The sequence below is a fragment of the Glutamicibacter sp. TV12E genome (assembly GCF_052441935.1).
Lineage (GTDB): Bacteria > Actinomycetota > Actinomycetes > Actinomycetales > Micrococcaceae > Glutamicibacter.
This window is the reverse complement of the sequence record NZ_JBQVVF010000001.1, coordinates 120,268-134,650: the sequence shown is the minus strand read 5'-3', so window position 1 is coordinate 134,650 and position 14,383 is coordinate 120,268. Positions and strand designations below refer to the sequence as shown.

Genomic DNA, 14,383 nt, shown 5'->3' with positions numbered 1-14,383 from the left:
GGATTCAGCGGCAAGGAGCGCAGTGGTGGAAATAAAGGCATCACGGCTAGGCGCCGTTTTTGCTCACCGGTTTTCTTTGGCTGGGCAGTACCTGATTCTCCAATTGCTGATTATTGCTGTCGTCTTGGCCGGTGTGGTGGTTGTTTCCTTGACCCAGTCCACCAATAACTTCGAAAAAATTGAAGGACGCCGCAGCTTGTCCGCTGCGGAATCGCTGGCGTCCAACCCGCTGCTCAGGGCACTGATACCCAGTGCGGCCCCGGAAATGGGCTCCGCTCTGCCAGCGATGGCAGAAACAACTCGAAGCATCTCCGGCTTGCAGTTTGTTATCCTGGCTGACCGATACGGAACGGTTATTACTTCTACGTACCCCGACGATGTCGGTTCCTCGATCCTGCACCCGGAATCAAAAGTGGAGGAAGGCAGGGGATGGACGGGCGAAATCACCCGTAACGGCAGCCATGTGCTCATCGCCCAAGTTCCAGTCCTGGATGACACAGGGCAAATGGTCGGAATAGTCAGCGCAGGGCAAAGCTATCCCAGCACGCGGGAGTTGATCCAGGAAATTGCGCCCAGCGCGCTGAGCACCCTGATTATTGCTGTGGTTCTGGGCGCTACCGGGTCGGTGCTGCTCTCGCGCAGGGTCAGGCACCAAACCCGAGGCATGGAGCCGCGTGAAATCGCAGAACTATTTGAACACCGCGAAGCTTTGTTGCATGGTGTCAAAGAAGGCATTATTTCTGTCTCCCCGGATAGCCGGATCATGCTGGCCAATGACGTTGCCATTGAACTGCTTCAGCTTCCCCTGAGCTGTGTGGGCCAGACCTTGACCGAATTGGATCTGGCACCACAAGTCACCCGGGCGCTTACAACGCAACAACAGCAACCCGACCGCCAGTTCCTCATTGGCGAACGAGTTGTTGTCTTCAACCGCATGCCCGTGAAAACGGCCCGAAAGGACCTCGGATCAGTGACCACCTTCAGGGATCGCACTGAGCTGACACTGTTGGAGCAGGAACTGGGCGACAGCAAAGCTACAGCCGACATGCTCAGGGCACAGACCCACGAGTTTGCCAATCACCTGCATGCCATTTCCGGTCTGATCCAGTTGCAGGAGTATGAGGAAGTCATCCGATTTATCGACGGAGTTAGCTTCAGCCGCAGCAAGGTATTCGAAGACGTATCGGCGCACATTGAAGAGCCGACCATCGCAGCGCTACTGATTGCCAAGGCAAGCGTCGCCACCGAGCGCGGAATCCTGCTCGAAGTTTCAAAAGATTCCCAGCTGGGCCGTGGCGATGAGCAGACTGCAAGGGACTTGACCACGGTCGTCGGCAATCTCATTGATAATGCCATGGATGCCGTCGCTGAGGTGCCGAAGCCGAAAATCATGCTTTCAGTTCAAGAAGCCGATAACCTCATTACCGTAAGAGTCAGCGACAATGGACCCGGGATTGCTGATGACGCGATGAAGGAAATTTTTACCCAAGGCTTTTCGACCAAGGATGCAACGGTCTCCGGAGGCCGGGGGTTCGGCCTGGCGTTGAGCAGGCTGGTCTGCCGTCGCCGCAGCGGGGATATCACAGCAGTAAATGACCAGGGCGCACAATTTACTGCCACACTCAGAAAGTAGGGCAAGACTCGTGATCCAAGTTTTGGTAATCGATGACGACTTCATGGTGGCAAAGGTGCATGCCGGATTCGTCAGCAAAGAGCCGGGTTTCACCGTGGTAGGGATAGCGCATACTGCCGGTGACGCCATCAAGGCTGCTACCGAACTATCTCCGGATCTTGCCCTGCTCGACATTCACCTGCCTGATATGAACGGGCTTGACTTGCTGCAGCGACTACGCGAAGTCCAGCCAGAGCTGGATGTCATTGTCATTAGCGCAGCCCGGGAAATGGATACCGTTCGCAAGGCGCTTCGTGGTGGAATTGTCCACTACCTGATGAAACCATTTTCATGGGACGACCTGAGTGAACGATTGAAGCACTACGCCAAGACCTACCAGCCGCTGCAAGCTGCGGCGGACCAAGAACTGGAACAGGCAGATGTGAACCGCCTTTTCGGCCTCGGGGGACAGCAGCGGCGTCCGCTGCCCAAGGGCTGCAGCGCTGAAACCATGACGCTGGTGGAAAACATCGTGAAGGACGCAAACGAGCCGATCTCCGCAACTGAAACTGCTGAAAAGCTCGGGACGTCGCGGGTGAGCGCTCGCCGGTATTTGGAGTACTTGGCTGAGGAAAACTTGGCCCAGGTGAACCTTCGCTACGGGGGAGTGGGCCGGCCTGAGCGCCGCTATTCCTGGAAGAAGTGAGCAGCGCCGTGGAATTGGCTCATTGTCCTGAACTGTGCGCTGATGCGCTCGTTCGCATGACTCAGTTAGGCTCCTGTCCTATTCGGCGGATCGCTTGAAAATCTGCTGGCATGGATTGGGATGCACTGTTCATAGTCTTGGGAACCATCTCCAACTGGTTGATAGCTGGCGGTGCCGTACTTGCGGCCGCGGTTTTATGGTGGCGCGAGCAAGATGAGCAAGAGAACTAGCTGCCCTGCACGAAGAAGATATCCTCAGCAGGGGTAATGCAGTTTGGACCAAGGCGGTCATCGGGGACGCGGATCATCCGAAATGGGGAGTTGTAGTCGGCTATGCTCATCGGATGCCGGTGACCAGCGTACTGGTGGAGTGCAACACATACCGCCACGCAGCAGACCTAGCGCTTCCCAAGTTGAATCCTGGCCAGCACTTTTTCGAATCGCTTTTGCCCGCTGAGCTCCTAGACGAATGCCGCTGAAACGCTGTTGCGGTGCTCACTGGCCGCGTAGGTGCCGAGAATCTTGATTTCCCAGGTGAAGAACTCCAGCTCTTCCAAGGCCAAGCGCACGGGCAGATCTTCTGGATGCCCCTCGATATCGATCATGAAAGTCGTCGCGGCGAATGAGGAGCCAACCATGTAGCTCTCCAGCCGGGTGATATTCACTCCATTGGTTGCGAAGCCGCCCAGCGCCTTGTACAGCGCACTGGGAACGTTTCGGACCTGGAAAACCAAGGTGGTGACAGCCGTTTCGGGAAGCTCGCTGCGAGTCGGCAGTTCCTGCTTGCGCGCAAGGACCACGAATCGCGTGGTGTTGGTGGGATCGTCCTCCACCGACGAGGCTAGGACTTCCAGCCCGTACAGTTCGGCCGCCAAAGGCGGGGCCAGGGAGAGCTTTGTCGGGTCGTTCCAGTCCCTGACTTCGCGGGCAGACCCGGCGGTGTCACCGGCAATAACCGGGGTCAGCTGGTGTTCACGGATGATTTTGCGGCACTGGCCCAGGGCATGGATGTGGCTGTGCACTTCAGTTGCTTCGCCAACGGAACTGCCGGGCAGTCCTAAAAGGTCAAAGCGGATCCGCAGATAGTGCTCGCCCACAATCTGGAGGTTCGATTCGGGCAGCAAAACGTGAATGTCGGCGACTCGTCCCGCCAATGAATTTTCAATGGGGATCATGGCCAGCTCGGCTTCACCGGTTTCGACCATGGCGAAGGCGTCCTCGAAGCTGGCACAAGGAACTGCCTGCATGTCGGGGAATCGCTGGGTGCAGGCCATATTCGAGTTGGAGCCGGCTTCACCTTGGTAAGAAATCTTGTTGCCCATCATTTCAAGGTACCGCTGTTTGGCCCCAAGCGCCTTATTGGCGCCGCTTCATGACATCGCGTTAGGCAGCAAGGCACTGCGGGTGGCTAGGCATGATCCTTCGAATAGTGGGCGGAGAGCTTGCGCAGGCCTTCATCGATGCCCACTGCAGGTTTCCAATCCAGAACCTCATGGGTTTCGCGCTGGTCAAACCAATGCGCGGTGGAAAGCTGCTCAGCCAGGAAGCGTGTCATTGGCGGCTCATCGTGGACCAGGCCCCGGGAGCCTGCGGCCAACCAGATCTTTTCAATGACCGATCCAGCGCCACGGGCCATCCAGCCCGGGAGATTGAGCTTGGGAGCTGGTGCGCCCCCAGCCCGGCAGATCCCGGCCATCAGCTCGCCCACGGGACGAGGCTCGCCATTGGTGACCACCAAGGCGCGTCCGTGCGCGTGGTCCATGCGCTCCAGGCCGCGGACAATCGCCGACGCGGCGTTATCGATATAGGTTGTGTCGATCAGCGCCGCACCGTGGTCAAGCAGCGGAAGGCGTCCGGCCTTGGCACGCTGGATGACCCGCTCCACGAGCTGGGTGTCCCCGGGGCCCCACACCACATGCGGGCGGATGGCCGCCACCCGGAAATCCGCAGAATCAGCGGCCAATGCATCCAGCTCTGCTGCCGCTTTGGAGCGGGCATAATTGCCGTGGGCCAGCTGCGGGTTGGCGGTCCCGGCTGCCGCTCCAGCCAAGGAATCCCCGAAGTGCGCCACCGAAGGCGAGGAAACAAAAACGAAGTCCTTGATCCCGGCGTTGCGTGCAGCCTTGAGCAGATTGCTGGTGCCGGTGATGTTGGTATCGACAAACTCTTGCCAATGGCCCGTGAAGGACACCTTGGCCGCAAGGTGAATCACTGCATCCATGGAGCCGACGGCTTGTTCCACGGCTTTCTGATCCGTCAGCGAACCCTGGACTTCGTCCACGGCGCCGGCCGAAGCGCGGCGTTGGAATGTGCGAACGTGGTGGCCCTGGTCGCGCAGCAGCTGGGCCACGGCACCGCCGAGCATGCCGCTGGCACCGGTGACCAGGACCCTGCGGGCGCTGTGCGAGGTCTCGGTTGCGCTCATGGGGTGTGGATCCTTCCACCGGCAAGCGTTGCGCTGGCCCACTGGGCCAATGCCGCACGGTCGATCTTGGAATTATGGCGGATGTCGGTGGGCAGGGTGGGCAGCACCAGCACGGCGGCGACATCGGTGCCGGTGGAGGCGACCGCGGCCCTGACCTTGCTGGCCAATTCACTGGATGCCGGTTCGGCCTTGCGAGCAGCGGGCACGGTTTCCATCACCACCACAGCGGCCTGGGTCCCGGCTGGTCCAACTCCCACGAGCGCAGCGCGTCCGGCACCGATGACTGACTGCACCGCATGCTCGGCTGCCACCGGAGTGATCGCCCCGGAAGGGGTGCTCAGGACATGGCCCAGCCGGCCTTCAACCCAGAGCAGCCCTTCATCATCGAGGTGTCCGACATCGCCGGTGCGATGCCAGCCCGGGATGGAACTGCTGGCCTGCTCGGTGATCCACAAGCGGTCGTAGCGGTCCTTGACATGCGGAGCGCGGACCAGTATTTCTCCGGTGACATTCGGGGTGTATTGCGGCTGATCCCCGGCCACGCCCAGCTCGTCAATCGGCGCGATGGCCACGGTGGCACCGGCTACGGCAGTGCCAACGCAGACGCCGTTGCCGTGCCCGGCCGCGCGGATGCCATCCAGATCGATATCGGTCACCGGCAAGGCCTCGGTCATGCCATAGGGGGTATGCACCTTGGCGTTGGGAACCAGCTCCTGGACCTGGGCCAAGAGCGGTTCGGCAATCGGGGCACCGGCCGAGAGCATCAGCTCGACGCCGGTCAGGGTCTTGCGCTGCGCGGTGTTCAGCTCTGCCTTTGTGGCCAAGACATTGGCCAGGGCTGCCGGGGAGGCGAAGACCGTGGTTGCATTAACCGCGACGGCGGCATCGGCCAAGGCGCTGGCGGTGAGCGTGCGTGGTGCCGTGACATCCATGTCAGGGGTCACCGAGGTGGCACCCAGCGCAGGGCCCAGCAAGGCAAAGGGGGCAAACCCGGCGACGAGGGCCGATCCGGCTTTCAAATTGTAGGTTTCACGCAGCGTATCGCGCATGGCGGCCAGCTGCCGGTGGGTGTACACGACCCCCTTGGCAGGACCGGTGGACCCGGAAGTGAACAGCACCGCTGCATCGGCGTCGGGGTCGGCCGGAGCAAAGTTCGGCCCATCGGCCGCGATCTTGCTTCCGGCCCCCAGCAGCTCATCCAGGGTATGGACCACGCCCAACACCTTGCGCCTGGCAGCGGACAGGTGTCCTGCCGCAATCCGGGTGCCCGGCCATCCCAGCACCCGTGCACCGGCCAAGGCCCGGTCAATTCCGACGAGGAAGCTGGGACCCGCACCCTTAATGGCGCGGCCCAGGCCCTTGGTGCCCAATCCTGCATCGGCAACAACAATCACCGCGCCAAGACGCAGGCACGCATAGATCAGGGAAGTCAGCTCGATGCCCGGCGGAACCAGGAGGTTCACCCGGTCCCCGGCCTTCACGCCGATCTGCTGCAGCCCGGCGGCAAGGGCGTTGACCTGTTCGCCGAGCTCTGCCCAGGACAACGAGCGGGGAGGATGGATGTCGACTACCGCGGTGCTCTGGTCTGTCTGGCGCGAATCCAATTCGGCTAGCATCGGACGGTATTCGCCGGGACCCTTGACCCGGGAGGATCCAGCGGATTCGGGCTGGCTGTCCAGCCAGCTGAAAATCGGGGATGCGATATCCCGGTCTTCGCCCACGAGGTGGCTGGCACCTTCGAATCGGTGCACCTGGGCCTGGGGCAGCCGGCCCATCAGATCGCGCAGATAACGATCAGAGAATACCGGATCCTTCGGGCCCCAAAGCATCAGCGCAGGGACCGTGAGTGAGCGGACCGCTTCGGAAATCCCATCCAGCGCCGCTCTGCTGGGGTGCTGGGGGTCAAAGGGAATATCAGCGACGAAGTTGGCTACGCCGTCACGCTTTTCTGCGCTGGCATACGGCGCCATAAACGCCTTGCGCACCTCTGGCGCCAAGGCAGGCTGGGCCAGCGAATGGGTTACCTGCAGGAATGCGCGAGTGGTTTTGGTGCCCCAGGTGTGGACTGCAGGATGCGAGGCCAGCTTCAAGGCGGAGGGCAATTGGAAGCCTGCAGGATGGATCGCGGTGTTTGTCAGCACCACATGATCCAGCCGCTCCTGATGAGCTGTTGCCCAGCCAAGGGAGATGACCCCGCCCCAGTCGTGGCCGACGGTCGTGATGCTATCGCCAAGATCCAGGGCATCAATCAGATCGCCGAGGTCGTTGACGCGGTCGGCGAGGCGGCGGAACTTTCCGGTGCGTTCAGAGAAGCCCATATCCAGCTGGTCGACTGCGACGATGCGCCACGCCAGATGGTGATCCGAGACGTGGTTGAACAGGCTTCGCCATAGGTAGGACCAGGTGGGATTGCCATGGACGCAGACCAGCGTACCCACCGGCGTGATGCCTCGTTGTGCCAGTTCTTCCTGGTTATCCAGCACATGCCAACGGTTGCTGGCGCCTTGTCCGTCAACTGCGGAAGTTGATGGAACGGACAGATATTTTGAGTAGATTTCCTTGACGCCGGGGAAAATCTCGGTCACCAGACAATCTCCATCATCGCGGTGTTCAATCCGGATCCCACGCCCATGCACAGTACGCGATCGCCTGGCTTGAGGGATTCAGCCTCCTGCGAGAGGGTCATGGGCAGCGAAGCCGGGCCAACATTGCCCCACTTCGAGAAGGTGATGGGGACCCGGTCCTTGATCAGGCCGACCGCCTTGATGATGGCATTGGTGTACGACTTGGAGACCTGGTGGGTGACATAGCGGTCCATGCTCTTCCAGTTCCATCCGGTGCGGTGCGCTTCGTCCCAGGCGTTGACCACCAAGTCCAGGCCGTTGTCCAGCAAGCCCTTGGTATCGGTGTACATGCCGTTCGGTCCGCCAACGCACAGTTCATGGTGCTCGGTTCCCGCACGGGAAACGCCACCGAGAATGCGGTGGGCCTCTGGATGGGCGTCGGCTGGGCCGATCACCGCTGCTGCGGCACCAGAACCCAGGGTCAGGGTGGCAAATTCGCGCATGTAGTCATCGCGGGTGGAAGTTTCGGCATTCAGGCGCTCAAAAGTGGTTTCCTGTGTGGCCTTGGCGTCCTCGCCGGCGACGATCAGCGCGTATTTGATCTGCCTGGAGTCGATCATGTTTGCAGCCAGGCTCATGCCGTTGACAAACCCGAGGCATGCGTTGGCCACGTCGAAGTTCATTGCCGAGGACGGCAGGCCCAGGCCGTTGTGCACTTTGGACGCGACAGATGGTTCGAGGTTGCGCCGGGTCACCGACGTATTAATAAGCAGGCCGATTTCACTGGCATCAACACCAGCCTGGGCCAAAGCCTTTTTGCCGGCGAGGATTGCCGCATCGTCGAACTCGACGCCATCAGCCCACCAGCGGCGTTCCTTGACACCGGAAACGCGTTCGAGGAGTTTCTTGGAAAGCCTCAGCCGCTTCAAACTTGGAGCCAGCCGCTCATCAAATTCTGCTGAGCTCACCACCTCTGGCGCGAGTACGCTGTTCACTGATAAAAGCGCAACGTTGTGGTGTTTAAAGGTGGCATTGCCGTTCAAAGTGTTGCCTTCGTTTCTGCTGGACTATCTGTGTGTTGCATTCTGCGATGAAACGTCTTGACCGAGTGGGCGCGGGTAGCGCCGACGGTAAGTTTGCTCTTCTACATTATTCCTTGACCGGCTGTGAGAAGAACTTGAGCAGCCAATTTCAGCCGAGGGCACGAAATGGAAACAACGTAGACTAAGTCGATCCTACAGAGTTGTCCTTTGAGATTCATGGAAAGATCCTCATCTCACATCCGGCAATTGTGAATAATTCCGCGGTGTATCGCGAACCCGGGAAAATCCGACGGACCTGTTCTGGCGCTGTGGGCACCGCGGCGAGAGCCCGCAATGCCTGAGCGCCATGCCGGAACATCTGCGCAAGAAGGCAGGGGTGCGATGGCCTGAGCCGGTGCCAGGAACGACTGAAGGGCATGGCACCGATGGAAGATCGATGCCATACCCTTGCAGCCTAATACAGGACCATTATTCGGCCAGTCCAGCTTTCGGGAACAATTTCACAGGTGCGAATGGCGCGCCGGTGAATATTTGTCGCGCTTACATGCCTAGTGCATGTGGCTTCCGCCATTGATGTCGAGAGTGGTGCCGGTGAGGTAGGAAGCGGACTCGCTGGATAGGAAAGTGATGATTGATGCCACCTCTTCTGTCGTCGCAGTGCGGCCGATAGGGATGTCCCGGGCGATTGCTGCCTCGGTTTCAGGTGTTGAGCCAACGCGGATGTTCGTGTCGACGGCACCTGGCGTTACAGCATTGACCGTAACGCCGCTGTCTCCAAGTTCGCGGGCCAGGGCCTTGGTGAATCCAAGCACCGCAGCCTTGGCTGCTGAGTAGGGAACTTTTCCAAAAACGCCACCGCCGCGCTGCGCAGACACCGAGGACATATTGACGATTCGCCCCCATCCGTTCTCAAGCATATCCGGCAGGAAGGCCTTGGTTACGAGGTAGGTTCCGGTGGCGTTCACGGCAATGATCTTGTCCCATAGCTCGCGGGTGGTGTCCAGAAAGGCGACCGGCGAGGTGATACCTGCAATGTTGGCAACGGCGCCGACTGCCGGAAGCTTGCCGGCGGCTACTTCAGCTTTAACCGCCTGCTGGGCCGAGGTGACGGAATTTTCATCAGCGACATCAACGCTGAAGCCGAAAGCTGGAACGTTGTGAGCTGCGCCGATTTCCTGAGCTACTTCAGAAGCCTTGGCTCCATCAAGATCGAGGATTACAACAGCCCAACCCTCTTTGGCATAGCGCTCTGCAGTTGCCATGCCGATGCCTTGCGGTGATGCCGCACCAGTGATGATTGCGGTACGTGAAACGTTGCCCATGGTGGACTCCTTGGAATTTGGACGGCTCGCGCTTCACCGCGACACCATCGTCTCGTTCTGTGATGGAAGCAACTTTATTATTGTTGACTGTCAACAGTCAACTATTTAAAATAATCTAATGTCGACTGTTGACAATGGTGAGTGGCATGGAACACACTTGTGGACGTATCCTGTTGACTGTTGACAATGACCGTCCAATGAAGGGCTGTCATCCTGAAAGGTTAGTGACATGACGAACCAAGGACTTGCGATGCGTGGACACGTCCACGGCACGAAGGATGCTAAACGCGTCGCTATCGGTTCCAGCGTTGGAGCCGTCATTGAGACTTATGACTTCATCGGCTTCGGCACCGCCGCCGCGCTGTATTTCGGTACGGCGTTCTTCCCAAGTGACAATGCTGTCACCGGAACCCTGGCAGCCTTCGCAACCTTGGGTGTCGGCTTTGCTGCCCGCCCATTGGGCGGCATCCTCGGCGGACATCTGGGGGATAGGCTGGGCCGCAAGCCTGTGCTGGTTGCTTCGCTGGTGCTGATGGGGCTATCCACCTTCGCCATCGGGCTGCTTCCGACCTTCGCCCAAGCGGGCATGCTGGCACCCGCGCTGCTGGTGCTGATCCGCATTATCCAGGGCCTGGCCTTCGGCGCTGAATGGGGCGGCGCAATCTTGATGAGCTACGAGCATGCGCCGTGGAAGAAAAAAGGAAAGTACACCGGAATAGTCCAAGCGGGATTCCCCGTTGGGTTGTTGCTGGCCAACATCGTTTTCCTCTATAGCGTGAATCTGGACGGCGATTGGGCGTGGCGAGTTCCATTCCTTGCCAGCTTGCTGCTGGTATTCGTTGGGCTGCTGATTCGCTCCAAGGTGCCGGAATCTCCCGTATTCGAGGAAGTGAAGAACTCGGGAAACATTTCTCGTTCACCCATCATCGAGGTTGTTCGCGACGACTGGCGCAATATCTTGCGGGGCATCGGGCTGCGGGTAGCGGAAACCGCCGGCTACGCAGTATCTATCACCTACATGATTTCCTACCTGCATGACAGCGAACTGGCTGACAAGACCCAGACGCTGGTGGCGCTGTGCATCGCAGCGGCGATTGGCATCTTTGCCACCATGTTCTGGGGTTCGCTGACCGACAAGATTGGCCGCCGTCCGCTGTATCTGGCATCCACAGTCTTTGCAGTGCTTTTCGGTATTCCGATGTTCCTCCTGGTCAACACCGGACTGTTCGTCCTGGTCATTGCCACCGTCGTCATCTCCTACGCGGTCTGCCAGAATTCCCTGGCCGGCGTGCAGGGAGCCTGGTTCCCGGAACTGTTCCAGGCAAAGACGCGTTCCTCGGGCGCCTCCCTTGCCTACCAGATCTCCGCTATGGTCTCCGGGTTCACTCCATTCATCACCACCTTGCTCTTTGTCGGCTTCGGCTGGGTCGGCCCGGCGTTGCTCTTCAGCTTCTACGGAGCCATCGGCCTCTGGGCCGCGTTGGTAACCCGCGAAACCTGGGGCAAGACCGAGCGCCAACTGGCTGATGAAGCAGAGCACGCCACTCCAGCACACACGATCGAAGCCTGAGCAGGCTCAGAATTACTGAAGGAACAGACATGAATGCACCAGTAGTTGCCACCACCACTTCCGCGGCGGTGAGCACCGAGCGCCGTCAAAAGGTTGAAGAATTCGCTTACCAAGCTCGTCACCATGCGCTGAATATGGGCGAGGTCCAGGGCCAGGGCTATGTGGGCCAGGCGCTGGGATCGGCCGATATGTTTGCAGCGGTATACGCTGACCAATTGAACTATCGCGCGCAAGACCCGGAATGGGAGCAGCGCGATCGGTTCTTGCTCTCCACCGGCCATTACGCCATCGGACACTATGCGGCACTTGCCCAGGCAGGGATCGTTCCCGTCCAGGAGCTGGAAACATACGGCTCGGATGACTCCCGATTGCCAATGTCCGGAATGTCCACCTACACCCCGGGCATGGAAATCTCCGGAGGGTCACTGGGCCACGGGCTTCCCGTCGCCATTGGAACAGCCTTGGGCCTGCGCCACCAGGGTTCCTCGGCGCGGGTCATCAACTTCATGTCAGACGGCGAACTTGATGAAGGGTCGACATGGGAAGCGGTGATGGGCGCTCATCACCATGGCCTCGGAAACCTGACCGTGCTGGTGGATATCAACGCCCTGCAAGCGGATGGCAAAACGGACACCGTTTTGCGTACGGAACCGGTGGCTGACAAATGGGCGGCCAGCGGCTGGTTCGTCCAGCGGATCGACGGCAATGACGCCGGTGCCCTGCTCGCCGCATTTGACGCAGTGGCAGTCGAAGCAAAGAACGCCGCGCGCCCGTCGGTCATCCTCTGCGACACCCGCATCGGGCGCGGAGTGCCGCTGCTGGAGCAGCGCGAGAAAGCGCACTTCATGCGGATCGAAGAACACGAATGGAAGATCTGCCGTGAGCAACTCACTGCGGGCTATGAAGGAGAGAAGTAATGACCAGCACCCCGGCAAAGACCCGGCTGAAAACCTCGGCCATGATCGCCTCCTTTGCGGATCCGGGCCAGAAGACCGCTCCGGCGCCCTTTGGCCATGCGCTTGCCGCGGCCGCTGAGCAAAACCCGGCAATCGTCGGGTTGACCGCGGACCTTGGCAAATACACGGACATGCACATCTTCGCGAAGGCCTTCCCGGAACGCTTCTTCCAGATGGGCATGGCAGAACAGCTGCTCATTGGGGCGGCAACCGGCATGGCGCAAACTGGCCTGGTGCCTTTTGCCTCGACCTACTCGGTGTTCGCTGCCCGTCGCGCCTACGACTTCCTGTGCCTCGACGCTGCCGAACCGAATCTGAACGTGAACATCGTCGGCGGCCTGCCCGGGCTGACTACGGGCTACGGCCCGAGCCATCAGGCCACCGAGGACATGGCAATCTTCCGCGGGATGCCAAACCTGACCATCGTTGATCCGTGCGACTCGGTGGACATCGAACAGGCTGTGCCTCAGCTGGCCGCCAGCGATGGCCCAACCTACCTGCGATTGCTGCGAGGCAATGTTCCCACGGTGCTCGACGAGTACGACTACACCTTTGAACTGGGCAAGGCCAAGGTGCTGCGTCCCGGCAACGACGTTGTCATGGTCTCCAGCGGATTGATGACCATGCGAGCTTTGAGCGCTGCCAAGGAATTGGAGAAGCACAACGTCGACGTTTCGGTAGTGCACACGCCAACCATCAAGCCGTTCGATGCTAAGACCGTGCTGCGCGAGCTGAATACTGATCGCTTGGCATTGACCTTGGAAAACCACACGGTGGTCGGCGGGCTCTTTGAAACGGTGGCTTCGGCGATGGTCCAGGCAGGAGTCAGCAGGCAGGTGCTCCCCGTTGGACTTCCTGATGAGTTCTTGCATGCTGGCGCCTTGCCAACCCTGCATGATCGTTACGGCCTGTCGGTGGGCCGCATTGTCCAGAAGGTGCTCTCCGCGCTGTAGCAATTGCCGGGAACTGCATTATTAGCGGTTCCCGGGGACTACTATGGAACCAGACGTGCAACTGTCGACTGTTGACTCATAAAAGAGGGTGGAACCATGGCTGCTGAACCAATGGCTTTGTTGGGGCTTGCAAAAACGAGCCTGAGGGAACAGACCCTGACCGCTTTGCGCCAAGCCATCACCACCGGTCAACTGGCGCCAGGAAAACACTTGGTTGAAACCGAGCTGTCCGAAATGCTGAACATTTCCCGTGGCACCTTGCGCGAAGCCTTGCGCCAGCTGCAGCAGGAGGGCCTGGTTGCACCTGGCCCGCGAGGCCGGCTGGCCGTACGCAGCCTAGACGTAAAAGAGATCAGGGATATCTTTGCAGTTCGTGCCGCCTTGGAAATCCTGGCCGCGCAGACGCTGTGCCGGCTCGATGACCGAAGCGAGGCTGTTGCCCAACTGCGCTCTGCTCTGAAGATCATGGATCAAGAGGTCAAGCACAGCATTGAGCGCGGAATCGAAGCAGACCTCGATTTTCACCGAGTGCTTTGTCGGCTGACCAACAACGAGTCCTTGCTCCATGCATGGGAACAGCTCGAAGGAAGCATTCGCATGTCCATCATGTGGGCGGGCAAAGAGCGCGGCGTCAAGAATATGAGCGTCTCGCGACATGCAGAAATAGTCGATGCAATTGACTCGGCGGATGTTGCCTTGGCTGCCACGGTCATCAGTGCCCACATGGATACCGCGGCGGAAGTACTCGTAACTTCGTAGCATCAGCGGCCTGATCGACCAGGCCGGCACCACAAGCTCCGATCCAAGGCAACGCGCAAGTACCAGTAGTTTTAATTGGTTCTTGCGCGTTGCTTTTCTTGGGGTGGACTTTTAATGCTGGAGCTCGGAGCCGGTCCCTAGGATCTGCGTTCTTCGAGTTTCTGCGGTGGAACGATGCTGACTTCATGGCGCACGCCTCGGCCAGGCAAGCCATCAAGATCAATGGCTAGAAACCAAGGACCGGAATGGGGAACCTTTAGCCGATAGGGTGCCCGGCGAGCGATTCCACCGTGGAATTCGTATTTTTCACCATCTTCAAACGCAGCGAAATTCTCCGGATCCATCAACCGCACATTGGCCGGTCCGCTGAGTGTCACCACCAGGACGCTTCCGCGTTCCAAGTAGTCCCATGAATGTTCTGCAAAATTTGATTCAGCCACGTGGAAACTTTCCGGCGAAAAAGAATTATCGGAT

General features: G+C 59.5%; 12 protein-coding genes. 6 read left to right on the top strand and 6 right to left on the bottom strand.

Annotated features, from left to right (window positions below):
- Positions 1-22 precede the first annotated feature (22 nt).
- Together ACT7DV_RS00590 and ACT7DV_RS00585 are read left to right on the top strand one after the other, a co-directional pair.
- Positions 23-1,633, top strand: a complete 1,611-nt coding sequence (locus ACT7DV_RS00590; RefSeq protein WP_444660434.1) for a sensor histidine kinase — start codon at positions 23-25, stop codon at positions 1,631-1,633.
- A gap of 10 nt (positions 1,634-1,643) precedes the next feature.
- Complete coding sequence (locus ACT7DV_RS00585) at positions 1,644-2,318, top strand: response regulator (RefSeq protein WP_444660433.1); 675 nt, start codon at positions 1,644-1,646, stop codon at positions 2,316-2,318.
- Between the two features lie 460 nt (positions 2,319-2,778).
- Here the strand turns inward: ACT7DV_RS00585 and ACT7DV_RS00580 are convergent, their stop codons facing one another.
- From ACT7DV_RS00580 to ACT7DV_RS00560, 5 genes are all read right to left on the bottom strand, one after another.
- Complete coding sequence (locus ACT7DV_RS00580) at positions 2,779-3,639, bottom strand: prephenate dehydratase (protein ID WP_444660432.1); 861 nt, start codon at positions 3,637-3,639, stop codon at positions 2,779-2,781.
- Positions 3,640-3,725: 86 nt separating this feature from the next.
- Positions 3,726-4,742 (bottom strand): NAD-dependent epimerase/dehydratase family protein, encoded by a 1,017-nt coding sequence (locus ACT7DV_RS00575; protein WP_444660431.1) that lies wholly within the window; start codon positions 4,740-4,742, stop codon positions 3,726-3,728.
- Complete coding sequence (locus ACT7DV_RS00570; protein WP_444660430.1) at positions 4,739-7,327, bottom strand: alpha/beta fold hydrolase; 2,589 nt, start codon at positions 7,325-7,327, stop codon at positions 4,739-4,741. Before ACT7DV_RS00570 ends, ACT7DV_RS00575 begins: the two co-directional genes overlap by 4 nt.
- Entirely contained in the window at positions 7,324-8,349 is a 1,026-nt protein-coding gene (locus ACT7DV_RS00565) for a 3-oxoacyl-ACP synthase III (protein ID WP_444660429.1), read from the bottom strand. Before ACT7DV_RS00565 ends, ACT7DV_RS00570 begins: the two co-directional genes overlap by 4 nt.
- Positions 8,350-8,897: 548 nt before the next feature.
- A complete protein-coding gene (locus tag ACT7DV_RS00560; RefSeq protein WP_444660428.1) occupies positions 8,898-9,671 on the bottom strand; it encodes an SDR family NAD(P)-dependent oxidoreductase in 774 nt (257 codons plus the stop codon).
- 229 nt (positions 9,672-9,900) lie between these two features.
- Between ACT7DV_RS00560 and ACT7DV_RS00555 the strand changes: the two genes are divergently transcribed.
- The 4 genes from ACT7DV_RS00555 to ACT7DV_RS00540 all read left to right on the top strand — a co-directional run bounded on the left by ACT7DV_RS00555 (position 9,901) and on the right by ACT7DV_RS00540 (position 13,909).
- Positions 9,901-11,241, top strand: a complete 1,341-nt coding sequence (locus ACT7DV_RS00555) for an MFS transporter (RefSeq protein ID WP_444660427.1) — start codon at positions 9,901-9,903, stop codon at positions 11,239-11,241.
- Between the two features lie 29 nt (positions 11,242-11,270).
- Positions 11,271-12,158 (top strand): transketolase, encoded by an 888-nt coding sequence (locus tag ACT7DV_RS00550; RefSeq protein WP_444660426.1) that lies wholly within the window; start codon positions 11,271-11,273, stop codon positions 12,156-12,158.
- Positions 12,158-13,150 carry a transketolase family protein gene (locus tag ACT7DV_RS00545; RefSeq protein ID WP_444660425.1) on the top strand — a complete coding sequence of 331 codons (993 nt, stop codon included), beginning with the start codon at positions 12,158-12,160 and terminating at the stop codon, positions 13,148-13,150. Before ACT7DV_RS00550 ends, ACT7DV_RS00545 begins: the two co-directional genes overlap by 1 nt.
- A gap of 96 nt (positions 13,151-13,246) precedes the next feature.
- Positions 13,247-13,909 (top strand): GntR family transcriptional regulator, encoded by a 663-nt coding sequence (locus ACT7DV_RS00540; RefSeq protein ID WP_444660424.1) that lies wholly within the window; start codon positions 13,247-13,249, stop codon positions 13,907-13,909.
- Between the two features lie 137 nt (positions 13,910-14,046).
- On the opposite strand, the gene ACT7DV_RS00535 is transcribed toward ACT7DV_RS00540, so the two are convergent.
- A complete protein-coding gene (locus ACT7DV_RS00535; protein ID WP_444660423.1) occupies positions 14,047-14,349 on the bottom strand; it encodes a DUF1883 domain-containing protein in 303 nt (100 codons plus the stop codon).
- Positions 14,350-14,383: the final 34 nt, after the last annotated feature.